At 71.5% G+C, this 26,559-nt stretch carries 21 protein-coding genes and 1 other RNA gene; 9 read left to right on the top strand and 13 right to left on the bottom strand.

Going from position 1 to position 26,559, the window contains the following annotated elements:
- Positions 1-217: 217 nt before the first annotated feature.
- On the bottom strand, positions 218-1,093 hold the full coding sequence (locus VQ03_RS04945) for a ChbG/HpnK family deacetylase (RefSeq protein ID WP_048449756.1): 876 nt from the start codon (positions 1,091-1,093) through the stop codon (positions 218-220).
- 104 nt (positions 1,094-1,197) lie between these two features.
- Here VQ03_RS04945 and VQ03_RS04940 point away from each other — a divergent pair, with 104 nt between their 5' ends.
- The 3 genes from VQ03_RS04940 (at position 1,198) to VQ03_RS04930 (ending at position 4,663) form a co-directional block, all read left to right on the top strand.
- The gene (locus tag VQ03_RS04940; RefSeq protein WP_048449755.1) at positions 1,198-2,220 is read left to right on the top strand and encodes a glycosyltransferase family 2 protein; all 1,023 of its coding nucleotides are present in this window, start codon (positions 1,198-1,200) and stop codon (positions 2,218-2,220) included.
- Positions 2,221-2,269: 49 nt separating this feature from the next.
- Positions 2,270-3,793 (top strand): murein biosynthesis integral membrane protein MurJ, encoded by a 1,524-nt coding sequence (murJ, locus tag VQ03_RS04935; RefSeq protein ID WP_048449754.1) that lies wholly within the window; start codon positions 2,270-2,272, stop codon positions 3,791-3,793.
- Between the two features lie 192 nt (positions 3,794-3,985).
- Positions 3,986-4,663 (top strand): haloacid dehalogenase type II, encoded by a 678-nt coding sequence (locus VQ03_RS04930; RefSeq protein ID WP_048449753.1) that lies wholly within the window; start codon positions 3,986-3,988, stop codon positions 4,661-4,663.
- Between the two features lie 11 nt (positions 4,664-4,674).
- Here VQ03_RS04930 and tcuC read toward each other — a convergent pair whose 3' ends face one another.
- Entirely contained in the window at positions 4,675-5,994 is a 1,320-nt protein-coding gene (gene tcuC / locus VQ03_RS04925; RefSeq protein WP_048449752.1) for an MFS transporter, read from the bottom strand.
- 346 nt (positions 5,995-6,340) lie between these two features.
- Here tcuC and VQ03_RS04920 point away from each other — a divergent pair, with 346 nt between their 5' ends.
- Entirely contained in the window at positions 6,341-6,535 is a 195-nt protein-coding gene (locus tag VQ03_RS04920; protein ID WP_048449751.1) for a hypothetical protein, read from the top strand.
- Positions 6,536-6,670: 135 nt separating this feature from the next.
- Here the strand turns inward: VQ03_RS04920 and VQ03_RS04915 are convergent, their stop codons facing one another.
- The gene (locus VQ03_RS04915) at positions 6,671-6,976 is read right to left on the bottom strand and encodes a hypothetical protein (protein ID WP_157063965.1); all 306 of its coding nucleotides are present in this window, start codon (positions 6,974-6,976) and stop codon (positions 6,671-6,673) included.
- A gap of 116 nt (positions 6,977-7,092) precedes the next feature.
- Between VQ03_RS04915 and VQ03_RS04910 the strand changes: the two genes are divergently transcribed.
- From VQ03_RS04910 to VQ03_RS04900, 3 genes are all read left to right on the top strand, one after another.
- Positions 7,093-8,457 carry a TAXI family TRAP transporter solute-binding subunit gene (locus VQ03_RS04910; RefSeq protein WP_048449749.1) on the top strand — a complete coding sequence of 455 codons (1,365 nt, stop codon included), beginning with the start codon at positions 7,093-7,095 and terminating at the stop codon, positions 8,455-8,457.
- 155 nt (positions 8,458-8,612) lie between these two features.
- Entirely contained in the window at positions 8,613-10,439 is a 1,827-nt protein-coding gene (gene typA / locus VQ03_RS04905) for a translational GTPase TypA (RefSeq protein WP_048449748.1), read from the top strand.
- 158 nt (positions 10,440-10,597) lie between these two features.
- Entirely contained in the window at positions 10,598-12,034 is a 1,437-nt protein-coding gene (locus VQ03_RS04900; RefSeq protein WP_048449747.1) for a phospholipase D-like domain-containing protein, read from the top strand.
- Here the strand turns inward: VQ03_RS04900 and VQ03_RS04895 are convergent.
- From VQ03_RS04895 to rnpB, 9 genes are all read right to left on the bottom strand, one after another.
- Complete coding sequence (locus tag VQ03_RS04895; RefSeq protein ID WP_083467777.1) at positions 11,967-12,797, bottom strand: endonuclease/exonuclease/phosphatase family protein; 831 nt, start codon at positions 12,795-12,797, stop codon at positions 11,967-11,969. The two genes, VQ03_RS04900 and VQ03_RS04895, sit on opposite strands and share 68 nt — an antisense overlap.
- 104 nt (positions 12,798-12,901) lie before the next feature.
- Positions 12,902-14,290 carry a UDP-N-acetylmuramoyl-L-alanine--D-glutamate ligase gene (gene murD / locus VQ03_RS04890; protein WP_048449746.1) on the bottom strand — a complete coding sequence of 463 codons (1,389 nt, stop codon included), beginning with the start codon at positions 14,288-14,290 and terminating at the stop codon, positions 12,902-12,904.
- A gap of 146 nt (positions 14,291-14,436) precedes the next feature.
- Entirely contained in the window at positions 14,437-15,522 is a 1,086-nt protein-coding gene (mraY, locus tag VQ03_RS04885; RefSeq protein ID WP_048449745.1) for a phospho-N-acetylmuramoyl-pentapeptide-transferase, read from the bottom strand.
- Positions 15,523-15,603: 81 nt separating this feature from the next.
- Positions 15,604-17,076, bottom strand: coding sequence for a UDP-N-acetylmuramoylalanyl-D-glutamyl-2,6-diaminopimelate--D-alanyl-D-alanine ligase (locus VQ03_RS04880; protein WP_048449744.1), 1,473 nt, complete (start codon positions 17,074-17,076; stop codon positions 15,604-15,606).
- The gene (locus tag VQ03_RS04875; RefSeq protein ID WP_048449743.1) at positions 17,073-18,530 is read right to left on the bottom strand and encodes a UDP-N-acetylmuramoyl-L-alanyl-D-glutamate--2,6-diaminopimelate ligase; all 1,458 of its coding nucleotides are present in this window, start codon (positions 18,528-18,530) and stop codon (positions 17,073-17,075) included. The genes VQ03_RS04880 and VQ03_RS04875 overlap by 4 nt, the downstream gene beginning before the upstream one ends.
- Positions 18,527-20,302, bottom strand: a complete 1,776-nt coding sequence (locus VQ03_RS04870; protein ID WP_048449777.1) for a peptidoglycan D,D-transpeptidase FtsI family protein — start codon at positions 20,300-20,302, stop codon at positions 18,527-18,529. Before VQ03_RS04870 ends, VQ03_RS04875 begins: the two co-directional genes overlap by 4 nt.
- A gap of 68 nt (positions 20,303-20,370) precedes the next feature.
- Positions 20,371-20,829, bottom strand: a complete 459-nt coding sequence (gene ftsL / locus VQ03_RS04865) for a cell division protein FtsL (RefSeq protein WP_048449742.1) — start codon at positions 20,827-20,829, stop codon at positions 20,371-20,373.
- Positions 20,826-21,881, bottom strand: coding sequence for a 16S rRNA (cytosine(1402)-N(4))-methyltransferase RsmH (gene rsmH, locus VQ03_RS04860; protein ID WP_048449741.1), 1,056 nt, complete (start codon positions 21,879-21,881; stop codon positions 20,826-20,828). Before rsmH ends, ftsL begins: the two co-directional genes overlap by 4 nt.
- A 423-nt stretch (positions 21,882-22,304) precedes the next feature.
- Positions 22,305-22,735: RNase P RNA component class A (gene rnpB / locus VQ03_RS30880), an RNA gene on the bottom strand.
- Between the two features lie 148 nt (positions 22,736-22,883).
- Between rnpB and VQ03_RS32735 the strand changes: the two genes are divergently transcribed.
- On the top strand, positions 22,884-23,054 hold the full coding sequence (locus VQ03_RS32735) for a hypothetical protein (protein ID WP_157063963.1): 171 nt from the start codon (positions 22,884-22,886) through the stop codon (positions 23,052-23,054).
- A gap of 72 nt (positions 23,055-23,126) precedes the next feature.
- Here the strand turns inward: VQ03_RS32735 and gloA are convergent, their stop codons facing one another.
- Positions 23,127-23,567, bottom strand: coding sequence for a lactoylglutathione lyase (gene gloA, locus VQ03_RS04855; RefSeq protein ID WP_048449740.1), 441 nt, complete (start codon positions 23,565-23,567; stop codon positions 23,127-23,129).
- Positions 23,568-23,734: 167 nt separating this feature from the next.
- Here gloA and pepN point away from each other — a divergent pair, with 167 nt between their 5' ends.
- Positions 23,735-26,392, top strand: coding sequence for an aminopeptidase N (pepN, locus tag VQ03_RS04850; protein ID WP_048449739.1), 2,658 nt, complete (start codon positions 23,735-23,737; stop codon positions 26,390-26,392).
- Positions 26,393-26,559 lie beyond the last annotated feature (167 nt).

The raw sequence follows: 26,559 nt of genomic DNA, 5'->3' as shown, positions 1-26,559 counted from the left end.
CGCCTGGCGCCTGCGGCGCAAACCCATTCGGGCTTAGCCAGCGCCTTCGAACACGTCTGTGCGAAGGAGCGTCGGTATAATCGCTCGAGAACCCCCTCCCGGGCGAGGGGGTTTTTCTATGCCGGTGGGCGCGGCGCAATGTGAGGGGCGACGGTTTCCCTCTCTCTGAACGTCATGCCGGGTTCCGCTGCGCGGCCCCGGGGTGACGGTGGAGGCGTCACGTCGGTCGAGCAGTCCGAGCGTGCGCCGGAGCATGCTCAGGCTCCGGCACCAGCCGCAGACCTTGCTGCTCCAAGAACGCCCCGAACCGCTCCGATCCGAGGTAAGCCAGTTCCAGCGGCCGGCTCGCCACCGCCGGGTCGAGGGCGCGCAAGCCGTCGTCGATCTCTCCCGGATGGCACATCACCACCGGCGCCGGACCGAGCGCCCGGAAGCTCCGCTCGAAGGCCTCCCCGAACCCCTCCCCCTCCGCGAAATCCGAGAAGCCGGAGAAGCCGCGGTTGGTGGAGAAGCCGGCCCGCCGGGCCGCGTCACCGAACCCGAGGCCGAGCGCCGCCACCACGAGGGCCTTGCGGGCCTGCGGCCGGGCCCGGATCGCGCCGAGGCGGTCGCCCGGGTCGCGCAGCCAGCCGCGCCAACCCCGCGCCCGAAGCGCCGCGAGGAGCGCAGCCCGCACCCCCGGCAGGACGTGGACGTGCTGGTGCCCGTCGACGAAATCCGGCGGATGGCCCATCGCCGCCACGAAGGCGTCGAGCTGGCGCTCGATCTCGGGGCGAACGTCCACGGGCTTCAACCGGCCCGACAGCGTGAGCCGCAGCAGCCGCCCGAGGGGCGGCAGGCGCCCGCCCGGCGCGAGGCGCGGCAGGGACCCGAGGGGCGCGCCTGTCGTGAGGGTGAGGTGGAGGCCGAGGCCGACCGAGCCGCGAAGCTCCCGCAAGGCCGGCGCCGCGTCCGGGAAGGCCGGGATGTTGGTCATCGACCCGGCGGCTGATATGCGGCCGATCCGCGCCAGGTGGAGGATGCCCCGGCTGACGCCCGGGCTCAGGCCGTAATCGTCGGCGCAGAGCACGACCGGGTGCCGTTCAGGAAGCATCGCGTAGATCTCGAGCGTAAGAGCCGCCGGTGCCCGCACCGGCCTTGTGACCGCCCGCTGCCGGCCCCCGCCGGCGCACCGACACCGAAACGAGGGACAGCGCCGTGGAGCTGTTCAGACACCGCGAGCCGGTCGACCTGAGCGTCGTCATACCGGTCTTCAACGAGAGCGCCAACGTCGCCCCGCTGCTGGCCCGCCTGGGTCCGGTGCTGGAGCGCCTGACGCCGGCCTGGGAGGTGGTGTTCGTCGACGACGGCAGCCACGACGACACCGCCGCGGTGGTGGCCGCCCACCATGCCGCCGAGCCGCGCATCGGCGCGGTCTCGTTCAGCCGCAACTTCGGCAAGGAGATCGCCATCGCGGCGGGTCTCGACCATGCCGAGGGGCGCGCCGTCGTCATCATGGATGCCGACCTGCAGCACCCGCCCGAGCTGATCGCGACCTTCTGGGAGCGGTGGCGCGAGGGCAACGTGATGGTCTACGCCCAGCGCACCGACCGGGACGACGAGAGCCCGATGCGGCGCGGCTTCGCCCGGCTGTTCTACCGGCTCTTCGCCCGCTTCGGCGAGATGCCGCTGCCCGAGGGCGCCGGCGATTTCCGCCTCATCGACCGCAAGGGCGTCGAGGTCTTGCGCTCGCTGCCCGAGCGGGCCCGCTTCTCGAAGGGGCTGTATTCCTGGATCGGCTTCCGCTCGGTCGGCGTGCCCTACCAGGTCGAGGAGCGCCAGCACGGCGCCTCGAAATGGAGCTTCCGCAAGCTCTTTCGCTTCGCCTTCGACGGCATCACCTCGTTCTCCACCGTGCCTCTGCGGGTCTGGACGTATCTGGGCGGTGCCATCGCGGGCGTCGCCTTCCTCACCGCGCTCTACTTCGTCGCCGACACCCTGCTGCGCGGCCCGGACGTGCCGGGCTACGCCTCGCTGATCGTCTCGGTGATGTTCTTCTCCGGCGTGCAGCTGATGTCGCTCGGCATCATCGGCGAGTATATCGGCCGCATCTTCGCCGAGGTGAAACGGCGCCCGCTCTACGTCGTCGCCGAGCGGATCGGCCCGGCGGCGCAGGGCCACGACCGGGCGGTGCGGGACGATCGCCGCGAGCGGCGCACGCGCTATTCCGGCGCCGCGTGAGGCTTGCCCGTCCCGCTTCCGGCATCAGCCCTGTGCTATTGACCGCCGCATGATTCGCAGCATCCTCTCGGTCGGCGGCTGGACGCTGGTCTCCCGGGCCACCGGCTTCCTGCGCGACGTGGTCATGGCGGCCGTGATGGGCGCCGGTCCGATCGCCGACGCCTTCGTGGTGGCCTTCCGGCTGCCGAACCACTTTCGGGCCATCTTCGGCGAGGGCGCCTTCAACGTCGCCTTCGTGCCGACCTACGCCTCCCTCGACGCGGAGGCCGGCGCGGCGCGGGCCTTCGCCGACCGGGTCTTCACCCTGATGCTGCTGGTCCAGGTGGCGCTGCTGGCGCTCGCCCTGCCGCTGATGCCGGCGATCGTGCGGGCCCTCGCCCCCGGCTTCGCCGACGAGCCGGAAAAATTCGCCCTCGCGGTGACGCTGACCCGCATCACCTTCCCGTACCTGCTGTTCATCACCCTGGTGACGCTGCTCTCGGGCATTCTCAACGCCCGCAGGCGCTTCGCCGCCGCGGCGGCCGCGCCGGTGCTGCTCAACCTGTCGCTGCTCGCGGCTCTCGGCCTCGCCTTCCTGTTCCCGAATGCCGGCTACGCCGCGGCCTGGGGCGTGGCGGTCTCGGGAGTGCTGCAGTTCCTCCTCGTCTGGGCCGATGCCCGGCGGGCGGGCCTCGCGCCGTCCCTCGTGCGGCCCACCTTGCGCGACGCCGGCATGCGCCGCTTCTTCGCGATGCTCGGGCCGGCGGTGATCGGCTCGGCCGGCGTGCAGATCGCGATGTTCGCCGACACGATCATCGCCTCGTTCCTGCCGACCGGCGCGGTCTCGGCGCTCTACTATGCCGACCGGCTCTACCAGCTGCCTTTCGGGGTCATCGGCATCGCCGCCGGCACCGTCCTGCTGCCGGAGATGAGCCGGCGGGTCGCAGCGGGCGACGCGGACGGCGCCCACGCGGCCCAGAACCGCGCCACCGGCTTCTCGCTCGCCCTCTCGGCGCCCTTCGCGGTGGCGTTCCTGCTGGTGCCGGACCTGATCATGACCGCCCTGTTCCAGCGCGGCGCCTTCGACGCCGAGGCGGCGGCCCGCTCCGGCGCGGTGCTGGCGGCCTACGGCCTGGCGCTTCCGGCGGCGGTGCTGATCCGCAGCATCGTGGCGAGCTTCTACGCCCGCCAGGACAGCCGTACGCCGGTGGTCGCCTCGCTCACCGCGGTCGCCGTCAATGTGGGGCTGAAGCTGGTGCTCACCGGACCGCTCGGGGTGATGGGCCTGGCGCTCGCCACCGCTGCCGGCGTCTGGGTCAACGTGCTGATCCTGTTCTGCCTCGCCTATGGCCGCGGCTGGACGGCGCCGAGCCGCACGCTGATCGTCACCGCCTGCGGGGTGCTCGCCGCCTGCATCGTGCTCGCCGCCTGCACGCTCGGCGGCCTGCCGCTGATCGACCGGGTGATGCCGTCCCTGCCACGGTTCCGCGAGCTCGCGGTGCTGGCGGCCTTGGGGATGGCCGGGCTCGTCGCCTACGCGGCGACGCTGCTGGTGGCCCTGCGGCTGTTCGGGGTGCGGCTGCGGCGGGTGTGAGGCTCTGCGGCCCTCGATATCCGTTCAGCCTACCCAGGACCTCATCCTGAGGTGCGACCGAAGGGAGCCTCAGGATGGGTCGCGGATCGGAAGAACGTTCGCGTGGAGTCGACGAGACTCCGCATTGAACCCGGTGCGACGGCCCGCGCGTTGGCGGGCACCAGCCAGTCCCCGACGCAACGAGGCCCCGCGATGACCCTCCCCGCCCCGCTCGACCGCGCCGATGCCGTGGTCTTCGACGCCTACGGTACCCTGCTCGACATCCACTCCGCCGTGCAGCGCCACGCCGCCGCGATCGGCCCGGAGGCCCAGACGCTGTCCGGGACCTGGCGGCAGAAGCAGCTCGAATATTCCTGGGTGCTGTCGCTGTGCGGGCGCTACGCGCCGTTCTGGACGCTGACCGAGCGGGCCCTCGACGTCGCGCTCGCCCTGCATCCGGGAGTGGATCGCGGCCTGCGGGCGGATCTCCTCGAGGCCTACCGGTCGCTCGACGCCTATCCGGAGGTGCCCGCCACGCTGGACGCCTTGCGCCGCGCCGGATTGAGGACCGCGATCCTGTCGAACGGCGACGGCGCCATGCTCGACGCGGCCTTGCGGGCGGCCGGGCTTGAAAGCCGGCTCGATGCGGTGCTGTCGGTCGATCCCGCCGGCACCTTCAAGACCTCTCCCCGCGCCTATGACCTGGCGCCGGAGCGCCTCGGCGTCGCGCGGGAGCGGATCGTCTTCGTGTCCTCGAACCGCTGGGACATCGCCGGGGCGGCGGCCTACGGCTTCGCCCCGGTCTGGGTCAACCGGACGGATCAGCCCGACGAATACCCGGGTCTCGCACCGGTGCGGGTGATCCGCGCCCTCGACGGGCTCCTGGCCTGAGAAGGGGCCGACTACTCGCCGGCTACCGGGCGGGCATTGCCCGGGACCCCGGCGGCGGCGGGCGCGCCGCGGCGGTAGATCAGCAGGGTGGCGGCGAGGCCGCAGGCCCCCGCGAAAGCCATCCACAGGCCCGGCGCCGCCTTGTTGTCGAGCCTCTCGATCAGCCAGGTCGAGACGACTGGGGTGAAGCCGCCGAACAAAGCCGTGGCGAGCGAGTAGGCGAGCGAGAAGCCGGTGGTGCGGACATGGGCCGGGACGATCTCGGTCAGCGCCACCACCATCGCGCCGTTGTAGCTGCCATACAGGAAGGACAGCCACAGCAATGCGATCAGCATGTTGGTGAACGAGATGTTGGAGGTGAGCCAGGCGAGCACCGGATAGGCGGTGAGCAGCGCGAGGGCCGAGAACACCAGCAGGATGGGCTTGCGGCCGATCTTGTCGGACAGGGCGCCCATCACCGGCAGCCAGATCAGGTTCGACAAGGCGGTGCAGAAGGTGACGATCAGGCTGTCGGTCTCGGACAGCTTGAGCACGGACTTGCCGAAGGTCGGGGTGTAGACCGTGATGGTGTAGAACGACACCGTGGTCATCACCACCAGCAGCATGCCGAGCAGCACGACCTTCCAGTTCTCGCCCAGGGACTTGAAGACCTCGGGCAGCGACGGGCGGTGCTTGCGGTGCAGGAATTCCTGGGTCTCTTCCAGCGAGCGCCGAATGTAGAACAGGAACGGCACGATCAGGCAGCCGATGAAGAACGGGATGCGCCAGCCCCACTCGGACATCTGGGCCGGCATCAGGGCGTGGCTCAAGCCGTAGCCGATCAGCGCCGCCACCATCACGGCGACCTGCTGGCTGCCGGATTGCCAGGAGACGTAGAAACCCTTGCGCCCGGGCGTCGCCATCTCGGCGAGGTAGACCGACACGCCGCCGAGCTCGACGCCGGCGGAAAAACCCTGGAGCAGGCGCCCGATCAGCACCAGGAACGGCGCCGCGAGGCCGATGGTCTGGTAGGACGGCACGAAGGCGATCAGCACCGTGCCGGCGGCCATGATGCCGAGGGTCACGATGAGGCCCTGGCGCCGGCCGATCCGGTCGACATAGGCGCCGAGGAAGATCGCGCCCAGCGGCCGCATCAGGAAGCCGGCGCCGAAGGTCATGAAGGTGAGCATCAGGGAGGCGAACTCGTTCCCGGCCGGGAAGAACGCCTTCGAGATGTGGCTCGCGTAGATGCCGAACAGGAAGAAATCGAACATCTCCAGGAAGTTGCCGCTCGTGACGCGCAACACCGTGGCGGCCTTCGACCCCTGCGGGCCGTGGACCGGACCTGCCATGCTCGTTCCTCCCGTGACCGGGCTTCCTCGACTGGTCCTGTCTACAGCCATCTCCCGCACGTTTGACAGGGAAATCTAATCCCGCGGCATCGGCGGAAATCGCGGGTGGGCCCATGCCATGGATGGGCATCGCCGCGGCGGCCTCCGCATCACCCTCGCAGCCGCACGGCGTCGCCCGGGCCCCGCCCCAGGCACTCGCGCGCCCCCGCTAACGCTCGATTCACGACGCGGAGAATCCGAGGGATCGGATTCACCACCTCTTCACGCCGCCCGGCGCCTGATGGGTCCCACACAACAGGTCTCGCGCCGCCCGGACGGGCCGGCACAAGCGGGCGAGGATGGCATCATGCGACAGGGTTGGACGCCCGGAGCAGCGGCGCGCCTTTCAGCGCCGCTGCTCCGGCAGGAGAAGAACGCGCATCAGCGCTACCTCGCGGCCCCGGGCTACCATCCCGGCGCCCTGGTGATCGCGGCCGTGGGCCCGGCGCTGGGGGCCGCGATCGTGGCGGCGATCGCAGTGGGGTTCCGGGTCGCGCTGTGACCGGGCCCTGGCGGGCACCATCCGGGGCGGCGGGAAATGCTCGCCGCCCGTCGGGCCCTGCATCGCTCGCCGGACCGGGGCACCCGGCATGACCGAGCAAGGGCGCGGCTTCGAGCCCTTCGCAGCTCCGGCTCGTCATCCAACTTCGCGGCAGCCACGGATGGCGACCCCGGATCGCGACGTCGTCGGCCCGATATCTCCTCTCCCGATGATCTCGGCGACGGGTGGGCCGGGGAACCGGACGGCGGTTCCGGCCGCGTCATCGTCATCAAGGGCCAAGGTTTCCTGAAGCCAGGCATCCACCGGCATGTCGTCGGCGACGAGGAGCCGGATGGCCTCCATCGCCCTGGCCGTCTCGTCGAGCGAGTCCTCCGGCATCCCCTCCGTCGCTGCGCGGCGCGGATGATCCGTCGCGAGATGAGAAGGCGTGTCGACGGCCATGCGTGCGCAACGTGTCCAGGCGCACAGGGCGTCCAGGCGGACCGGCCCCCGCGCCAATCGGCCGAATTGCCGAACCGGGCCCCGCTCACCAAGGTGAAGGCCCAAGGTGAAGGTGTATGCGGCGCCACGTCCCCATCGTCCTCGCGGCTCTCCTCGCCCTCGTGGCGACGGGCCTTCTCGCCTATCAGTGGCTCGGGCAGCCGACGACCCTGCGGGTCGCGGTCGGGCCGTCCGGCAGCGAGGATGCGCGCCTCGTCGCCGCGGTGGCGCAGTCCCTCACCCGCACCCACGAGGACGTGCGCCTGCGGCCGGTGGCGACGAGCGGCGTCGCCGAGAGCGCCGGGGCGGCCGAGCACGGCAAGGCCGACCTCGCGGTGGTGCGCTCGGATGTCGGCATCCCGGCGAACACCCAGACCGTGGCGATCCTGCACCGCGACGCGGTGCTGCTCCTGGCGACGGATCCGGCCCTGTCGGCGGTGCCGGACCTGCGCGGCAAGCGGATCGGGATCGTGCGCAACCCGGCGGGCAACGTGCGGCTGCTCGCCCACATCCTCGAACATTACGAGGTGCCGCCCGACGCGGTGACCACGATCCCCCTCGGCGACGGGCACGAGGCCGGGAAGGCGCTGCGCGAGGGCCGGGTCGACGCCGTGATGGTGGTGAGCCCGCTCACCGGCCGCACCGCCGGCGAGGTGATGGCGAGCATCACCAAGGGCGACGGGACCTCGGCCGGCGGCACGCCGACCTTCATTCCGATCGGCGAGGCGGCGGTGCTGGCCCGACGCTGGCCGGCCCTGGAGAGCGTCGAGGTCGCCCGCGGCACCTTCGGCGGCACGCCGCCGCGCCCGACCGAGACCGTCACCACCGTCGGGGTCAGCCACCGGCTGGTGGCCCAGGCCCACCTGCCCGACTCGGCGGTGTCGGAATTGACGCGGCTCCTCTTCGTCAACCGGCCCGGCCTCGCCGTCGAGGTGCCGCTCGCCAACCAGATCGAGGCGCCCGACACCTCGAAGAGCGCGTCCCTGCCGGTGCATCCCGGGGCGCAGGCCTATTACGAGGGCGAGGTCGAGAGCTTCTTCGAGCGCTACGGCGACTGGTTCTACCTGCTCGTGATGAGCATCTCGATCCTGGGCTCCGCCGCCGCCACCCTGGTGTCGCGGGCCGCCAACCGGTCGCGGGCCCGGGACATGGCGCTCCTGCGCCAGCTGCTGGCCATCGTCCGGGCGAGCCGGGACGTCGAGGACGAGCTGGCGCTCGCCGACCTCGAGCGGCAGGCCGACGAGATCCTGGCCGCCGCGCTCGACCGGGCGGGGGCCGGCGCCATCGACAATGCCGGGGTGGCGGCCTTCACCCTGGGCCTCGACCAGGCCCGCCGCGCCATCGCCGAGCGCCGGGCGGTCCTGCTGGAGCGGCAAGCCCATGGCTCCGATCGCGGGGGCCTCGATCGCGGGACGGACCCCGTCTCCGCCGCGGCGGAGTGACCCACCCGGAGGCGGATGCCCTCTCGCCGAGGGGGCTCTTGCGAAGTGGCGCCACACCTTATATTGCGACGCAACAGTTTTCCCCCGGCTCGATGCGTCCGGCTGCCATCCTGGCGGCCCGCGGCGTGCCGGGCTTTGTTTGCTTCGGACATCCCATGAAGCTGCGCAATATCGCCATCATCGCCCACGTCGACCACGGCAAGACGACCCTGGTCGACAAGCTGCTCCAGCAATCCGGTTCGTTCCGCGAGAACCAGCGGGTCGAGGAGCGGGCGATGGACTCGAACGACCTCGAGAAGGAGCGCGGCATCACCATCCTGGCCAAGGCCACCTCGGTGGTCTGGAAGGACACCCGCATCAACATCGTCGACACCCCCGGCCACGCCGATTTCGGCGGCGAGGTCGAGCGGATCCTGTCGATGGTCGACGGCGTGATCGTGCTCGTCGATGCGGCCGAGGGCCCGATGCCGCAGACCAAGTTCGTGGTCTCGAAGGCACTCAAGATCGGCCTGCGCCCGATCGTGGCGGTCAACAAGGTCGACCGGCCGGATGCCCGCATCAACGAGGTCGTCAACGAGGTCTTCGACCTGTTCGCGGCGCTCGACGCCACGGACGAGCAGCTCGACTTCCCGATCCTGTACGGCTCGGGCCGCAACGGCTGGATGGCGACCTCGCCGGAGGGCAACCAGGCCGACGGGCTCGCCCCGCTGTTCGACCTGGTGCTGGAGCACGTGCCCCAGGCCAAGACCGAGGACGGCCCGTTCCGGATGCTCGGCACCCTGCTCGAGTCGAACCCCTTCCTCGGCCGCATCATCACCGGGCGCATCGCCTCGGGCACCGTGAAGCCGAACCAGCAGGTCAAGGTCCTCGACCGCGAGGGCAAGGTCGTTGAGACCGGCCGCGTCTCGAAGATCCTGGCCTTCCGCGGCCTGGAGCGTCAGCCGATCGAGGTCGGCGAGGCGGGCGACATCGTGTCGATCGCCGGTCTGGTGAAGGGCACCGTCGCCGACACCTTCTGCGACCCGCAGGTCGAGACGCCGATCCAGGCCCAGCCGATCGACCCGCCGACCGTGACGATGTCGTTCATCGTCAACGACTCGCCGCTGGCCGGCACCGAGGGCGACAAGGTCACGAGCCGGATGATCCGCGACCGCCTGTTCAAGGAGGCCGAGGGCAACGTCACGCTCAAGATCGAGGAAGCCGCCGACAAGGACTCGTTCTACGTCTCGGGCCGCGGTGAATTGCAGCTCGCGATCCTGATCGAGACCATGCGCCGCGAGGGCTTCGAGATCGCGGTGTCCCGTCCCCGCGTCGTGTTCGAGAAGGCCGAGGACGGCTCGATCCTCGAGCCGATCGAGGAAGTGGTGATCGACGTCGACGAGGAGCATTCGGGCTCGGTCGTCCAGAAGATGTCCGAGCGCAAGGGCGACATGCTCGAGATGCGCCCGTCGGGCGGCAACCGCCTGCGCCTCGTCTTCCACGCCCCGACCCGCGGCCTGATCGGCTACCAGAGCGAGCTGCTCACCGACACCCGCGGCACCGCGATCATGAACCGGCTGTTCAAGGCCTACGAGCCCTTCAAGGGCGAGATCGCCGGCCGCCGCAACGGCGTGCTGATCTCGAACGAGCAGGGCGAAGCGGTGGCCTATGCCCTGTGGAACCTCGAGGATCGCGGCCCGATGATGATCGAGCCGGGCTGGAAGGTCTACCAGGGCATGATCATCGGCGAGCACAACCGCGAGAACGACCTCGAGGTGAACGTGCTCAAGGGCAAGAAGCTCACCAACATCCGCACCACCTCGAAGGACGAGGCGGTGCGCCTGACCCCGCCGATCCGCATGACCCTCGAGCGCTCGCTCGCCTGGATCCAGGACGACGAGCTGGTCGAGGTGACCCCGAAGTCGATCCGCCTGCGCAAGGCCGTGCTCGACCCGAACGACCGCAAGCGGGCGGAGCGGGCCAAGGAAGCGCTGAGCGCCTGACCGGCCGCACAGGCACCCGAGACGCGATCCCTCGCCCCCACCGGGGCGGGGGATTTTTCATGGTCGCGGTGGACGGCTGGCCCGCTCAAGTGGATTCCGGGTCCGTCCTCCCGTATCCCGACCGTGAAGGCGGCGCGGACGCGGCGGCAGGAGGCCGTGTGGAACACGAGATCTACCGCTGGCTCGGGATCCTGACCTCGATCCGGGCCGACGTGCTGGCGCCGCTGGGCCTCGCCATCGCGGTCGTCGTCACGGTGCACGCGCTGATGCGCAAGCGCGAGGTCAGCGCGGCGATCGGCTGGATCGGGCTCGCCTGGCTCTCGCCGCTCCTGGGCAGCCTGCTCTACGTGATGTTCGGCATCAACCGGGTGAGCCGGCGCGCCCGGCGCCTGCCGGTCCTGCCCGGCCCCCGGCCCGGCGCTCCGCCGCCTCCGGTGGCCGAGGTGCCCGACGCGTTCCAGCCGCTCAAGCAGGCGGTGCAGCGGATCAGCGGCCTGCCGCTGGTGGCCGGCAACCGCATCCAGCGCTATCGCCACGGCGACGAGGCCTATCCGGCGATGCTGGCGGCGATCGGCGAGGCGACGACCAGCGTCGCCCTGTCGAGCTACATCATGCGCGACGACGACAGCGGCCGGGCCTTCGCGGACGCCCTCTCGGCCGCGCGGGCCCGCGGCGTCGCGGTCTGCGTGCTGATCGACGGCATCGGCAGCGGCTACTTCTTCCCGGCGATGTACCGGCGCCTGCGGGCACTCGGCATTCCAGCCGGCCTGTTCATGCACTCCGCCCTGCCCTGGCGGATGCCGTTCCTCAACCTGCGCACCCACAAGAAACTGCTGCTGATCGACGGCCGGGTCGGCTTCGTCGGCGGGGTCAACATCGCCGACGAGAACGTCATGGCGAAGAACCCGCCCGACCCGGTGCGCGACAGCCATTTCCGCATCGACGGGCCGGTGGTCGGCCAGCTCGCGCAAGCCTTCTGGCGCGACTGGGCCTTCGTGAAGGGCGAGGACCTGGAGGGGCCGGCCTGGTTCCCGGAGATCCCGCCGGCCGGCCCGTCGTTCTCCCGGGTCGTCACCTCGGGGCCCGATGCGGATATCGAGAAGATCGAGTTCGTGGTGCTGGAGGCGGTCGCCACCGCCCGGCGCTCGGTGCGCCTCGCCACGCCCTATTTCCTGCCGAGCGAGACGCTGCTGACGGCGTTGGGCCTCGCGGCGATGCGCGGCGTCACCGTCGACGTCATCATCCCGCAGGCGAGCAACCACCGGGTGGTCGACTGGGCGACGCGGGCCCATGTCGGGCCGCTCCTGGAAGCGGGGGTGCGGATCTGGCTCGACCGGCCGCCCTTCGACCACTCGAAGCTGATGGTGGTGGACGAGGCCTGGTGCTTCATCGGCAGCGCCAACTGGGACAGCCGCAGCTTCCGGCTCAATTTCGAGCTCAACGTCGAGGTCTACGATACCGACTTCGCCGCCGACCTCGACGGGCTGATGCGGGCCAAGATGGAGCAGCGCCTGACGGCGCAGGACCTCAACTCTCGCGGAATGGCCGTGCGCCTGCGCGACGCCGCCGTGCGATTGCTGCTGCCATATCTTTGAGCGGCGCCCGCTTGCGGAGATCCTCGGCCCGGTCGCGAAACGCCTCGATCCGATCGCGAAGAGTCTCTCGTCGGGGCTGGCGCTTGCCCTGCGGGTTGCCGGGCTCGAGATGGACCACGATCGGCCGGTGGTCGGAGGCGCCCCGCGGCAGCACCGCCTGGCCGCGGCAGGTGAGCCCCCGCACCAGGCAGCGGTCGAGGCGCAGGGGCACGAGATCGACCATGGCATGGGTCGGGTGGCGCGGCCCGACATCCTGGAAGCCCGGCAGCAGGGCCGGCCCGACGATGTTGTAGTCGCCGAGCACGGCGGCCCGGACGGGCAGGTGCTGGGCGATGCGGCGCAGCTGGCGCCGGTTGAGCACCTGGCCGTGCGAGAGGTGGACGTTGGCGACCCCGAAGGGCCCGAGATCGAGGATCTGGCAGACCCGGTCGATCAGGGCGCCGGACGGCAGGGTGATCACCCTGGGCGGGGTCGCCCAGGGGGTCGGGCTCCACATCGCCAGGCCATGGATGCGCCGCGGCAGCGGCGCCCAGGCATAGTGCCCGCCGACCCGGGCCTGCAGCTCGGTGATGTCGACGGTGGCTTCCTGCATCAAGAGCAGGTCCGGCTTCTCCTGCGCGATCAGCGCCTCGAGGGCGTCGACGGTCGCGCCGGTCCGCCGCAGCAGGTTCCAGCTGATGATCTTGCGCGGACCGGGCCGGAGCGGCGCGTGGCCGGACGCGCCCGGGGTCTCGGCGGGCAGGAGGCGTTGGGAGGGCAGCATGGCACCGCGTGGGAAGCGCATGAAAGGGCCGGCACGATGGCGTGGGATGCGTCGGGCCGGCGCGAAGCGGCATACGCCGATTTGCCGGCCCGGGGAACGGCGCGTCAGGCGCCCGGAGGCTTCAGGCCCGGCAGGGCTCGCACGAGATCGCGGAACTGGTCGCCGCGATCCTCGAAGCTGCGGAACTGGTCGTAGGAGGCGCAGGCCGGCGAGAGCAGCACCACCGGCTCGCCGGCAATATCCCCCTCCGCGGCCGCCGCGGCCTCGGCGACGGCGGCAGCCAGCGTGCCGCAGCGGCTGAACGGCACCTGCCCGTCGAGGGTGGCGGCGAAGTCCTCGGTCGCGGCGCCGATCAGGTAGGCATGGGCGACGCGCGGGAAGTACGGCGCGAGGCTCGCGATCCCGCCCTCCTTCGGCTTGCCGCCGAGGATCCAGTGGATGCGCTGGAAGGCCGAGAGCGCCTTCTCGGTCGAATCGGCGTTGGTGGCCTTCGAATCGTTGATGAAGAGGACGGCGCCGCGCCGGCCGACCTCCTCCATCCGGTGCGGCAGGCCGGGGAAGGTCGCGAGCGCCGCCGCGAAGGCCTCCGACGTGACGCCGAGTTGGGTCGCCACGGCGTAGGCGATGGCCGCGTTCTGCCAGTTATGAGCACCGCGCAACGATCCGATGCCGGCGAGGTCCGCCACCGGCTCGGCCGGCTCCCGGCGCCCGTCGATCACGATGCCGTTGCGGGCGAGGATGCCCGGCCCCTCCCCCGCCTCGCCGACGTGAACCCGGGTCAACGGCCCCGCGCGGCGCGCGGCGATCGCCCGGCACCATTCGTCGTCGATCCCGACCACCGCGTGGGCGGCGCCCGTCACCAGCCGCTCCTTGATGGCGGCGTAATGCGGCATGTCGCCGTGGCGGTCGAGGTGGTCGGGCGTGAGGTTGAGGAGCACGCCGATCGTGGGCGCCAGCGACGGCGTCAGGTCGATCTGGAACGAGGACAGCTCGATCACGTGCACCCGGTCGGGCGAGGGCGGCTCCAGCGACAGGATCGCCGTGCCGATATTGCCGCCCATCTGCACGTCGCGGCCGGCGGCGGAAAGGACATGGGCGATCAGCGCCGTGGTGGTCGACTTGCCGTTCGTGCCGGTGATGGCGACGAAGGGCGCGTCGGGGCCGGTCGCGGCCCGCTCGCGGCAGAACAGCTCGATGTCGCCGACGACCGGCACGCCGGCCGCCTTGGCACGCTCCACCGTCCAGTGCGGCGCCGGATGGGTGAGCGGCACGCCGGGGGCGAGGACGAGCGCCGCGACGTCGTTCCACTCGGCCTGCCGCAGGTCGCCGGTCTCGATGCCCTGCTCGCGCGCCGCCTCCATCCGCGCCGGGTTGTCGTCGCAGGCGATCACCCGGGCGCCGCCGGCCTTGAGGCTGAGCGCCGTGGCGAGGCCCGAGCCGCCGAGCCCGAACAAGGCCACCGTCTGGCCGGCGAAGGTGGTGGAGGGTGTCATGCGGTGTCCGCCGGATGCATCGAATGGCGCGGGATCCCTCTCCAGGCGATCCCGGGCCTGCCCGGTATCGCCGCAAGTGCGGGAGAGGGAAAGCGCCTTCCTTCCAAGCGTCGGCGGAGATTGCAAGGTGTGACCCGGCCGGTCCCCTACCGCAGCTTCAGCGTCGCCAGGCCGAGCAGGGCCAGCACCACCGCGATGATCCAGAACCGGATCACCACCTGCGGCTCCTTCCAGCCCTTCTGCTCGAAGTGGTGGTGGATCGGCGCCATGCGGAAGACGCGCTTGCCCGTGAGCTTGAACGAGGCGACCTGAATGATGACGGACAGGATCTCCAGCACGAACAGGCCGCCGACGATGCCGAGCACGATCTCGTGCTTGGTCGCCACCGCGACGGTGCCGAGGAGCCCGCCGAGGGCCAGCGAGCCGGTATCGCCCATGAAGATCTGGGCCGGCGGCGCGTTGAACCATAGGAAGCCGAGTCCCGCCCCGATCAAGGCGCCGCAGACCACCGCCAGCTCGCCGGTGCCCGGGACGTAGTTCACCTGGAGATACGAGGCGTAGATCACGTTGCCGACGAGATAGGCGATGACCCCGAACGTCGCCGCGGCGATCATCACCGGCACGATGGCCAGCCCGTCGAGGCCGTCGGTGATGTTGACCGCGTTGCCCGCGCCGACGATCACGAAGCCCGCGAAGGCGACGTAGAACAGGCCGAGATTGATGATCGCGTCCTTGAAGACCGGAAAGGCGAGCCGATAGGCGAGGCCCGGCGCCGAGTATTCGGCCACCGCGACGCAGGCGGCGACCGCGATCAGCGCCTCCAGGGCGAGGCGGAACTTGCCCGAGAAACCCTTGTGGCTCTGCTTCGTGACCTTGAGGTAATCGTCGTAGAAGCCGATCGCGCCGAAGCCCAGCGTCACCATCATGACGATCCAGACGTAGTGGTTGCGCGGGTTGGCCCAGAGCAGGACCGCCACCATCACGCCGGCCAGGATCATCAGCCCGCCCATGGTGGGCGTGCCGCGCTTGGTCAGGAGGTGCGATTGCGGGCCGTCCTCGCGGATCGGCTGGCCCTTGCCCTGGCGCAGGCGCAGGAGCGAGATGATCCAGGGCCCGAACCAGAACACGAAGAAGCCGGCCGTGAACAGCGCCCCCCCGGTCCGGAAGGTGATGTAGCGGAAGACGTTGAGCGGCGAGAACACGCCGCTCAGGTCGGAGAGGAGGTAGAGCATCCCGGGGGCATCCGATCGTGGGCGAGCGGCAGCGCCGGCCTCACACCCGCGCCGCTGCGTCAGAAGTCCTTCGAAGGTGGCTCAGCCGGATCGGCCGACGGCGAGATCCTGGTCGTTGGCCCCGCCGTAGCGGGCTTTGAGCGCCTCGACAATCCGGCCCATGCGGGTGCTGTTCGAGCCCTTGACCATCACGGCGTCGCCGGGCCGCAGGGCCTCGACCACCGGATCGACGAGCTCGGCCGAGCTTTGCCGGGCGCCGGCGCGCCGGGAGGCCGGCAGCGCGTCGAACAGCTCCTGCATCAGCGGGCCGGCGGTGAAGACGAGGTCGATGCCGTGCTCCTCGACCGCTTGGGCCAGCTCGCGGTGCAGGCGGGGGGCGTCCGCGCCGAGCTCCATCATGTCGCCGAGGACCGCGATGCGCCGGCCGCCGGTCTCGACGCCCGCGAGCGTGCTGAGCGCCGCCCGCACCGAGGCCGGGTTGGCGTTGTAGCTCTCGTCGACGAGCAGCGCCTCGCCGTGGCCGACCCGCAGCATCGAGCGGGCGCCCCGCCCGGCCGGCGGGCGCAGCTGCGCCAGGGAGAGCGCGGCGAGCGCCAGGTCGGCGCCGAGGGCCTGCACGGCGGCGACGACGGCGAGCGAGTTCAGCGCCGTGTGGCGGCCCGGGGTGCCGAGCTGGTAGGTGACGGGAAGGCCCATCGCCCGCACGTCGACGATCGACAGGTCGGGGCGCATCACGATGCGCTCGGCCCGCACGTCGGCCTCGCGGTGCTCGCCGAAGCTCACCACCCGGCCGGCCCGGGAGGCGAGCGCATGCGCCTTCAGCCGCTCGAAGTTCGGGTTGTCGCGGTTGATGATCGCGACGCCGCCGGGCTCCAGGCCATAGAAGATCTCGCCCTTGGCGTCGGCGATGCCCGACAACGAGCGGAAATGCTCGATATGCACCGGCTCGACCGTGGTGACGATCGCGATCTCGGGCCGCACCAGCCGGGTCAGGGGCGCGATCTCGCCGGCATGGTTCATGCCGACCTCGAACACCCCGAACTCGCTCGATGCCGGCATCCGGCTCAGGGTCAGGGGGACGCCCCAATGGTTGTTGTAGGAGGCGACCGAGGCGTGGGTGGTGCCTTGCGCCGCGAGCACGTGGCGCAAGGCCTCCTTGGTGCCGGTCTTGCCGACCGAGCCGGTGACGGCGAGCACCCGGGCGGCCGTCCGCGCGCGCGACGCGACCGCGAGGTCGCGCATGGCGGCGAGCACGACATCCTCGTCCCGCGCCTCGCCCCGCGCCGGCACGGCGATCAGCGGCCCGGCCGCGCCGAGGTCGGCCGCGCGCTCCTCGGCCACCACCGCGGCGCCGGCGCCGCGGGTCAGCGCGTCGCGCACGAAGTCGTGGCCGTCGCGGGCCTCGCCCTTGATGGCGAAGAACAGGTCCCCGACCTTGAGGGTGCGGGTGTCGATCGAGATCCCGGACAGGTTTCGCGCCGCGGCATCGTCCGCGACCACGCGGCCGCCCATGGCGGCGGCGGCGTCATCCAGGGTCCAGAGGGGCTCGGTCATGCGCGGGTGTCCTCGATCGCGCTCAGGACCGCGTCGCGGTCGGAGAAGGGCAGCGTCCGGTCGCCGATGATCTGGCCGGTTTCATGACCTTTGCCGGCCACCACCAGCACGTCGCCGGCCCGAAGGTCGCGCACCGCAGCCCGGATCGCCTCCGCGCGGTCGCCGATCTCCTCCGCTCCCGGGGCCGCCGCCAGGATCGCCGCGCGGATCGTCGCGGGGTCCTCGCTGCGGGGATTGTCGTCGGTCACGATGACCCGGTCGGCCTTCTCGGCCGCGATGCGGCCCATCAGCGGGCGCTTGGCCCGGTCGCGGTCGCCGCCGCAGCCGACGACGCAGACGAGGCGCCCGGTGGTGAAGGCGCGGAGCGCGTCGAGGACGTTGGCCAGCGCATCGGGCTTGTGGGCGTAATCGACGATGCAGAGCGCGTCCCGCACGGTGCCGATCCGCTCCAGCCGCCCCGGCACGCCGGCGAGATGGCCCAGAGCCGCGACCACCTCCGCCTCGCGCCCGGCCCCGGCCGGGGTCGCGAGCACGAGGCCGGCGGCGAGGAGCGCGTTCTCGACCTGGAACGCCCCGACGAGAGGCAGGTCGACCGAATGGGTCGCGCCCGCGACCGCGATGGCGAGCCGCTGCGCGAAACCCTCGGTGCGGGCGGAGACGAGGCGGATTCCCTCCCCGGCCCGGCCGGTGGTGACGAGCCGCACGCCGCGGTCCCGGACCGCCGCGATGACCGCCGCGCTGTGCGGGCCGTCGGCATTGACGATCGCCGTGCCGTCCTGCGGCAGCAGGGTCGTGAACAGCCGGAGCTTCGCCTGGAGATAGGCCTCCGGCGTGCAGTGATAATCGAGATGGTCGTGGCCGAGATTGGTGAAGCCGGCTGCCGCCAGGCGCACCCCGTCGAGGCGGCTCTGCTCGATGCCGTGGGAGGAGGCCTCCATCGCCAGTTCGGTGACGCCGTCGCGGGCGAGCCGGTCGAGGGTCCGGTGCAAAGTGATCGGGTCGGGGGTGGTGAGCGAGCCGTAGGCGGCGCCCGAGGTGGTGATCACCCCCAACGTCCCGAGGCTCGCCGCCTCCCGGCCGAGGCGGCCGAAGATCTGGCGCACGAAATCGGCGACCGAGCTCTTGCCGCTGGTGCCGGTGACCGCCACCACCGTCCCGGGCTGGCCCGGATGCAGCCGGGCGGCGGCCGCGGCCAGCGCGACGCGGGCATCGGGGACGGAGAGGTAGGCGACCGGGCCGGGCAGGTCGGCCGGGCGCTCGCCCTGCGCCACCATCGCGACCGCGCCGGCCGCGGCGGCCTTCGCGGCGAAGAGCCGGCCGTCGGCGGCGGTGCCGGGCACCGCCAGGAACACGAAGCCGGGCGCGACCTTGCGGCTGTCGGCGGTGAGGCCGGCGACGGGGAGGCTCGCGGCTGCGCCGGCTCCAGGGAACAGGTCGCCGAGGGTGAGGCTCATCGCCCGTCCACCTTGTCGATGTGATACGCGCCGAGCTTGACCATCAGCGGGAAGGGCTTGACCGGCGGCTCGAATTGCGGCGGCAGGCCGAGGATCGGGGCGACGCGGGCGATCGTCCGGCCGGTGACGACGCCGGAATTCCAGGCCGCCGTGGCGTAGGTGCCGGATTCCGCCGCCACCGCCTGCGGCTCGTCCATGATGGTCACGAACAGGTATTTCGGCTTGTCCATCGGCGCTGCGGCCATGAAGGTGGTGAACAGCCGGTTCTTGACGTAGCGGCCGCGGATCACCTTCTCGGCGGTGCCGGTCTTGCCGCCGACATAGTAGTAGGGAATCGACGCCTTCTTGGCCGAGCCCTCGGTGGCGTTGAGGCGCATGATGTAGCGCATCGCCTCGCTGGTCTGGGGCGAGAGCACCTGCGTCGCCTTCTCGCGCGCCTCGGCCTCGCTGCGCTTGAGGAAGGTCGGCGTCATCAGGAAGCCGCCATTGGCGATCGCCGCCACCGCGGCGGAGGCCTGGAGCGGCGCCACCGCCAGGCCGTGGCCGAAGGCGATGGTGATGGTGTTGATCTCGGTCCAGCGCGGCGGGATGATCGGCTCGGCGCTCTCGGGCAGCTCGGTGCGCAGCCGGTCGAGCAGGCCCATCTTCTTCAGGAAGGCCTTGTGGCCGGGCACGCCGATGCCGAGCGCCATCTTGGCCGAGCCGATGTTGGAGGAGTGGGTGAACACCTCCGGCATCGTGATGACCCGGTTGGTGCCGTGATACTCGTGGATCTTCTGCCGGCCCCAATGCAGCACGCCGCCGCGGGTGTCGAAGGTCGAGTTGACGGTGAACTTTCCGGAATCGAGCGCCATGGCGAGGGTCATCGCCTTGAAGGTCGAGCCCATCTCGTAGACGCCGACATTCATCCGGTTGATCCGGTCGGGATCGAGGGCGTCCTTCGGCTCGTTGGGATCGAAATCCGGCAGGGAGGCGAGCGCGATCACCTCGCCGGTGGTGACGTCGAGGATCAGGCCGGCCGCCGCCTTGGCGCGGTAATGCTCCATGCCCCAGGCCAGCTCGTCGCGCACGGCATGCTGGGCGCGCAGGTCGATCGAGAGCTGGACCGGCGCCATGTCGGCCGACTTCTCGACGAAGCCGAGGCTGTTGAGGTCGCGCAGGCCCTGGCGGTCGATGTACTTCTCCATGCCGGCGATGCCGACATTGTCGAGGTTGGTCACGCCGAGGATGTGCGCGGCGGCGGTCCCGTTCGGGTAGACCCGCTTGTGGTCGGACAGGAAGCCGACGCCCGGGATGCCGAGGCGGTGCACCTCGGCCTGCTGGCGCGGGGTGATCTCGCGCTTGACCCAGACGAAACCCTTCTTCGACGAGAGCTTCTCGCGCAGGTCGCGGGCGTTGATCTCCGGCAGGACGGCGGTGAGGAGCTCGACCGCCTCGTCCTTGTCGTAGATGTTCTTCGGCTCGGCGAAGACCGAGACGGTGCGGATGTCGGTGGCCAGGATCTCGCCGTTGCGGTCGACGATGTCGGGCCGCACCTGGGTGGTGCCGCCGGCCTCGGCCCGGCGCGCCTGCGCCGTCCCCGGATCGTCCGGCAGCACGGCGAAGCTGACGAGCCGGCCCATCAGGGTCAGGAACACCGCGCCGAAGACGAGCCCGACGAGGCCGACGCGGGCGGCGCTGCGCTCCACCGACAGGCGGAACATCGCCGTCACGCCGCCGCGGAGCAGGTCCGCGAGGCGCCGCCGCGGCCGGGCGGGCTCCTCGACGGCCACCTGCGGCGGATCGACCTCGGAGCCTTGAGGGTCGTGAGCCTGGAAATCCTGGTCCTGGGTCACGGCGCCTACCTCTTGGCCGTCGGGGTGCGGGTGGGGGTGGGGGTCGATGTGGAGCCGGTGGTGCGCGGCTCCTCGCTGCGGGAGGCGGTGGCGCCGGTGGTGGAGGGCGCGCGCTCCTTGGCGGTGGGCGTCGCCGTGGCGCCGAGGCCGAGCGCCTCGAGCTTGCGGGCGATCTCGTCGCCGCGGTCGGTCTTGGCCGGCAGGTCGGCGAGGCGGCCGAGATGGGCCGTGCCGATCGGCTCGAGGTCGAGGTACTTGGTGACCGCGCCCTGGAGCCGGTCGGGCCGGGTGAGCAATTGCCACTCGGCGCGCAGCACCGCGATCGCGTCGCGCTCCTTGCGCAGGCGGGTCTTCAGCTTGGCGACCTGCTCGGCCTGGTAGAGCGTGTCGTACTTGATCGAGTAGGCGTAGACGGCCGAGGCGATCAGCCCGGCGATCGCCAGAAGGTGCAGGAGGCGGATCACCGGCGCCCTCCCCGCGTCTGGGGCTCGGGCAGGGAGGCCAGGGCCTCGAGCGCCGTGAGCGGCGGCGGAGCGGGGGCGTCGGTGCGCTCTCCGGCGCGCAGCTTGGCCGAGCGGGACCGGGGATTGGCGTAGGCTTCGGCCTCCCCGGCGGCGACCGGGCCCTTGGTGGCCAGGGTGAAGCTGCGGGGCGCAGGCTGCGAGGCCATCGGCAGGTGGCGCGAGGCCGCCACCGCCCGGCCGCTGCGGGCCGAGAAGAACTGCTTCACGATGCGGTCCTCCAGCGAGTGGAAGGTGACCACCGCGAGGCGGCCGCCCGGCCGCAGGGTGCGTTCGGCCGCGTGCAGCGCCCGCTGCAATTCGCCGAGCTCGTCGTTCACCGCGATGCGCAGGGCCTGGAAGGTCCGGGTCGCCGGGTGGATGCCGCTGCCGGGCTCGGCCCGCACGACGCTCGCGACGACCTCTGCCAGAGCCGCCGTGGTCTCGATGCGGCCGCGCCGGCGCGCCTCGATCAGGGCGCGGGCCACCGCGCGGGCCCGGCGCTCCTCGCCGTAATGGTAGATCACGTCGGCCAGCGCGGCCTCGGAGGCCTCGTTGACGAGATCGGCGGCGCTCTCGCCCGCCCGCTCCATCCGCATGTCGAGGGGGCCGTCGTGGCGGAACGAGAAGCCCCGCTCCGCCTGGTCGAGCTGCATCGACGACACGCCGATATCGAGGACGACGCCGTCGGCCTCCGCGAAGCCGGTGTCGCGCGCGATCGCGTCGAGGTCGCCGAAACGGCCCTGCACCAGGACGAGGCGCCCGGCCTCCGCCTCGACCAGGGCCTGGCCGGCCGCGATGGCGGTGGGATCGCGGTCGATGGCGAGCACGCGGTTGCGCGGATCCGCCGCCAGGATCGCCCGGGTGTAGCCGCCGGCCCCGAAGGTGCCGTCGATCACCGCCGCCGGACCGGCGCCGAGGCGCAGGGCGGAGAGGACCTCGTCCAGCAGGACCGGGATGTGGGGAGCGGCCTCGGTCACGACCGGCGCCCCGACTCGACCGAGACGAATGCCCATCCCGCGCGGCGGGCGCGCCTTGAGGCGTGACGATCCATGGTGCTCCGCTGTCCGCACGAGCCGGGCCGAGGCCGGCCGGGGTCGGCGCCAGGGCGCCGCTTTGCCCACGCCCGGCATCGACGCGCGACCATCATGCCTGCGCGAGCAGGCTGCGGCCGCCGATGCGGGAATCGCCGTGGACGGGGTGGCTCGGGGTATCATGGGCCTCTGGGGTCGTCAACGCGAGGACACGCGGCGGGCAGCACCCGCCCCTGTGCCATCAGAGACCAGCAAGGTTAACGAAGGCTTGTGATGAGCCGGTGCGTCACCGGAAAGTCGAGGCGGGCCTGCCTGTTCGGCCGCCGGCGCGGGCTCTACCTCGGGAATGCCTCGCGCCCGCGTGATCTCAGCTGGGCCGGCCCTGTCGCCATGCGTCGAGAAAAGGGGATCAGCCGGCCTGTAAGCCGGGTTCTGTATGGCCCGAAGGATCCGCGAGGATCCCCCGGACGTGGCGGCCATTCCTCTGGGACGGCCGTTGCCGGCCGCCTCGAGCAACCAACCCGGGCGACGGGCCTGAAGAAGGCCGTGCGCGATCGCTCGCGCGTGCCGCCCCTATTCGGTTTTGCTCCCGGTGGGGTTTGCCGTGCCGTCCGCGTTGCCGCGTCCGCGGTGCGCTCTTACCGCACCCTTTCACCCTGGCCGCGGAGGGTTCGTGAGAACCCGCGCGGTGGTCTGCTCTCTGTGGCACTGTCCCTGGGGTCGCCCCCGCCGGACGTTATCCGGCACCGTCTCTTCATGGAGCCCGGACTTTCCTCCCCGATCCCGCGCGCGGGCGAACCCGCAGACAGGACCGGAGCGGCCGCCCGGCCGGCTGACGGCGCCGATGTGCGACGGCAGGGACGCGGCGTCAAGGCCGGGGTGACCCGTGGCGGGCGCGGGGCCCGGGTTGCCGCCCGGTCCGCCCTCCCTACCTGCCGGTCTCAAGGCCGCCCCGACGCGGCCGTGAGAACGGAGGCAACCCTGATGAGCGAGAACATCGAGGCGGGCTGGACCCTGGAGACCGTGCAGCAGCTCAAGGCCATGGTGCGGGAGGGCGTCCCGGCCTCGGTCATGAGCCTCAAGCTCAAGCGCCCGGTCACGGCGATCCACGCCAAGCTGGCGGAGCTCGGTATCACCCCGACCGCAGAGGCCTGAGATCCTGGGCCTGAGATCCGGGGCCTGAGATCCGCGAGGGGGGCGGGCCGCCTCGGGCCCGCCCGCCGGCGGCTACCAGCTGCCGGTATTCTGCATCGAGGCCCAGGGCTCCTGCGGCGGCTTGGGCCCGCCCTTCTGGAGGATCTCGATCGAGATGCCGTCGGGCGAGCGCACGAAGGCCATGTGGCCGTCCCGCGGCGGGCGGTTGATGGTGACGCCGGCATCCTGCAGCCTCTGGCAGGTCGCGTAGATGTCGTCGACCTGATAGGCCAGATGACCGAAGTTGCGTCCGCCGGTATACTCCTCCGGATCCCAGTTGTAGGTGAGCTCCAGGAGCGGCGACTTGGTGTCCTTGGCCCGCGCGGCGTCGCCCGGGGCGGCCAGGAACACCAGGGTGTAGCGGCCCTTCTCGCTCTCGGTGCGGCGCACCTCCTGGAGGCCGAACTTGTTGCAGTAGAAGTCGAGCGCCTTGTCGAGATCGGCGACGCGGACCATCGTGTGCAGGTATTCCATGGCGCTCCATCCTTCGTTCGAGGCGCGCTGACGCGGCGCCGGATCCGGCACCGTAGCTAGGGCGCCGCGCGACCGGCGGGGAGGGCCCGATCCCGCGTTGCGCTGCGGCCGGCGGCCGTGCAAAGGCTCAATCCCGCCCCCGCCCCGCGAGACCGCCGAGGGACCCCATGCAGACGATCGTTCGCCTCGCCGATTACCGCCCGAGCGATTACCTGATCGACCGCGTCGACCTCGACGTGCGGCTGCATCCGACCGAGACCCGGGTCACCGCGACGCTGGCCCTGCGGCCGAACCCGGCCGGTGAGCCCGGGGCGCCCCTCGTCCTCGACGGCGACGAGCTGACCCTGCTGGCGATCGCCCTCGACGGGCAGCCGACCGGGCCGGGCGCGATCGCGGTCACGCCCCGGGCGCTGACCCTGCACCAGCCTCCCCAGCGCCCCTTCGTGCTCGAGATCGAGACGCAGGTGAACCCGAGTGCCAACACCAAGCTGATGGGGCTCTATCGCTCGAACGGCGTCTACTGCACCCAGTGCGAGGCCGACGGCTTCCGGCGCATCACCTACTTCCTCGACCGGCCGGACGTGATGGCGGTCTACACCACGCGGATCGAGGCCGAGCGGCACGAGGCGCCGGTGCTGCTCGGCAACGGCAACCCGGTGGCGGCGGGCGAGCTGGGCCTGACCCGCCACTACGCGGTCTGGCACGACCCCCATCCGAAGCCCGCCTACCTGTTCGCCCTCGTCGGCGGCCGCCTCGGCCGGGTCGGCTCCCGCTTCACCACTATGGAGGGGCGGAGCGTCGAGGTCGCCGTCTATGTCGAGCCCGGCAAGGAGGGCCGCGCCGACTTCGCCCTCGACGCGGTGGCCCGCTCGATGGCGTGGGACGAGCGCACCTTCGGCCGCGCCTACGACCTCGACGTCTTCAACGTCGTCGCGGTCTCCGACTTCAACATGGGCGCGATGGAGAACAAGGGCCTCAACATCTTCAACGACAAGTACGTGCTGGCCAGTCCCGACACCGCGACCGACGCGGACTACGCCAACATCGAGGCGATCATCGCCCATGAATACTTTCACAACTGGTCCGGCAACCGGGTGACCTGCCGCGACTGGTTCCAGCTCTGCCTCAAGGAGGGCCTGACGGTCTTCCGCGATCAGGAATTCTCCTCCGACGAGCGCTCGCGCCCGGTCCACCGCATCGCCGAGGTGCGCACCCTACGCGCCCGCCAGTTCCCGGAGGATGCCGGCCCGCTCGCCCATCCGGTGCGGCCGCAGGCCTATCGCGAGATCAACAACTTCTACACCGCGACGGTCTACGAGAAGGGCGCCGAGATCGTCCGGATGCTGCGCACCCTCCTGGGCCCCGAGACCTTCCGGCGCGGCATGGACCGCTACTTCGCCATCTGCGACGGCACGGCCGCCACGGTGGAGGATTTCCTCGCCGCCTTCGCGGCTGAGAGCGGGCGCGATCTCACCGCCTTTTCCCGCTGGTACGAGCAGGCCGGCACGCCGACCGTCGCGGTGTCGGGCCGCCACGACGCCGCCGCGCGGACCTACACCCTGACCTTCCGCCAGAGCCTGCCGGTGATCGCCACCGAGGCCGCCGCCGGGGCCGCGCCGCGTCCCCTGGTGATCCCGGTCGTCCTCGGACTCGTCGCCCCGGGCGGCGGCCCCGTCGAGGCGGTGAGCGAGCGGGTGCGGGACGGGGTGTTCGTGCTCGAGACGGCGGAGGACACCCTCGTCTTCACCGGCGTGACGGCGCCGCCGGTGCCCTCGCTGTTTCGCGGCTTCTCGGCCCCGGTGAAGGTCGAGCACGCGCTCACGCGGGACGAGCGCCTGACCCTGCTCGCCCATGACGGCGACGCCTTCAACCGCTGGCAGGCGGCCCAGAGCCTCGCCATGGAGGTGCTGGTCGGCCGCGCGAGGGCCGGCGCGCCGCTCGGCCCCGGGGCCGGGCCGGAGGGCGAGGCGCTGACCCGTGCCCTCGCGACCTTCCTCGACGGCGAGGCCCTGGCCGATCCCGCCTTCGCGGCCCTGGTCCTGACGCTGCCGGGCGAGCAGGAGATCGCCCAGGCGATCGGCGCCGAGGTCGATCCCGACGCGATCTGGCGCGCGCGGCAGACGCTGCGGGTCCAGCTCGGCCGCGACCTCGGGCCCCGGCTGCTCGCGTTGCGCGACGCGCTGGCCGAGGCGCCCGGCGCGCCCTTCAGCCCCGACGCCGCCAGCGCCGGCCGGCGGGCCCTGCGCAACGCCGCCCTCGACCTCGTGACCGCGGCCGATCCGGAGACCGGCACGGCCTTGGCCGTCGCCCAGCTCGATTCCGCCGTGACCATGACAGACCGCCTCGCCGCGCTCGCCACCGTGAGCCTGGTGCCGGGCGAGGCCCGGGAGGCGGCGCTGACCCGCTTCGGCGAGGCCTCCCGGCACGAGCCCCTGGTGCTCGACAAGTGGTTCGCCCTGCAGGCGATGATCCCGGAGCCCGGCACCCTCGATCGGGTCCGCGGGCTGATGCGCCACCCCGCCTTCTCCCTTGGCAACCCGAATCGGGTCCGCTCCCTGATCGCGAGCTTCAGCCTCAACAATCCGACCCAGTTCCACCGCCCGGACGGGGCCGGCTACGACCTGACGGCGGAGGTGGTGCTGGCCCTCGACGGAAAAAATCCCCAAGTCGCGGCGCGGCTGCTAACTGCTTTCAATACTTGGCGTATGGTCGAGGACGGACGCCGCCGGCAGGCCGAATCCGCCCTGCGGCGGGTGGCCGAAACCCCGGGCCTCTCCCCCGACGTCAGCGACATCGCCGGGCGATCGCTCGCGCCGGTGAGATAATGCACAAACCTCTGTACGAACTAGCAGAATCGCGCATTCCGCGAATTTGTCCGGCGTTTCGATCACTGGTTAACACTTCATTTCCGAGACGCGAAGCGCTGGACAAAATGCTTGTGGAAATGCCAGATTGAGGCTCGATTCGGGGGCCTGCCGGGAACCTCCGCGGC

This window comes from Methylobacterium tarhaniae (genome assembly GCF_001043955.1).
In the GTDB taxonomy this organism is placed as follows: Bacteria; Pseudomonadota; Alphaproteobacteria; order Rhizobiales; family Beijerinckiaceae; genus Methylobacterium; species Methylobacterium tarhaniae.
The sequence above is the reverse complement of the archived record's forward strand: the minus strand, read 5'-3'. Positions and strand labels throughout refer to the sequence as shown.

Bases quoted from the DNA above. Each gene is read 5' to 3' on its own strand.
- VQ03_RS04945 (WP_048449756.1), bottom strand. From the start codon at position 1,093: ATGCTTCCTGAACGGCACCCGGTCGTGCTCTGCGCCGACGATTACGGC.
- murJ (WP_048449754.1), top strand. From the start codon at position 2,270: ATGATTCGCAGCATCCTCTCGGTCGGCGGCTGGACGCTGGTCTCCCGG.
- VQ03_RS04930 (WP_048449753.1), top strand. From the start codon at position 3,986: ATGACCCTCCCCGCCCCGCTCGACCGCGCCGATGCCGTGGTCTTCGAC.
- tcuC (WP_048449752.1), bottom strand. From the start codon at position 5,994: ATGGCAGGTCCGGTCCACGGCCCGCAGGGGTCGAAGGCCGCCACGGTG.
- VQ03_RS04920 (WP_048449751.1), top strand. From the start codon at position 6,341: ATGCGACAGGGTTGGACGCCCGGAGCAGCGGCGCGCCTTTCAGCGCCG.
- VQ03_RS04915 (WP_157063965.1), bottom strand. From the start codon at position 6,976: ATGGCCGTCGACACGCCTTCTCATCTCGCGACGGATCATCCGCGCCGC.
- VQ03_RS04910 (WP_048449749.1), top strand. From the start codon at position 7,093: ATGCGGCGCCACGTCCCCATCGTCCTCGCGGCTCTCCTCGCCCTCGTG.
- typA (WP_048449748.1), top strand. From the start codon at position 8,613: ATGAAGCTGCGCAATATCGCCATCATCGCCCACGTCGACCACGGCAAG.
- VQ03_RS04895 (WP_083467777.1), bottom strand. From the start codon at position 12,797: ATGCTGCCCTCCCAACGCCTCCTGCCCGCCGAGACCCCGGGCGCGTCC.
- murD (WP_048449746.1), bottom strand. From the start codon at position 14,290: ATGACACCCTCCACCACCTTCGCCGGCCAGACGGTGGCCTTGTTCGGG.
- mraY (WP_048449745.1), bottom strand. From the start codon at position 15,522: ATGCTCTACCTCCTCTCCGACCTGAGCGGCGTGTTCTCGCCGCTCAAC.
- VQ03_RS04880 (WP_048449744.1), bottom strand. From the start codon at position 17,076: ATGACCGAGCCCCTCTGGACCCTGGATGACGCCGCCGCCGCCATGGGC.
- VQ03_RS04875 (WP_048449743.1), bottom strand. From the start codon at position 18,530: ATGAGCCTCACCCTCGGCGACCTGTTCCCTGGAGCCGGCGCAGCCGCG.
- rsmH (WP_048449741.1), bottom strand. From the start codon at position 21,881: ATGGGCATTCGTCTCGGTCGAGTCGGGGCGCCGGTCGTGACCGAGGCC.
- VQ03_RS32735 (WP_157063963.1), top strand. From the start codon at position 22,884: ATGAGCGAGAACATCGAGGCGGGCTGGACCCTGGAGACCGTGCAGCAG.
- gloA (WP_048449740.1), bottom strand. From the start codon at position 23,567: ATGGAATACCTGCACACGATGGTCCGCGTCGCCGATCTCGACAAGGCG.
- pepN (WP_048449739.1), top strand. From the start codon at position 23,735: ATGCAGACGATCGTTCGCCTCGCCGATTACCGCCCGAGCGATTACCTG.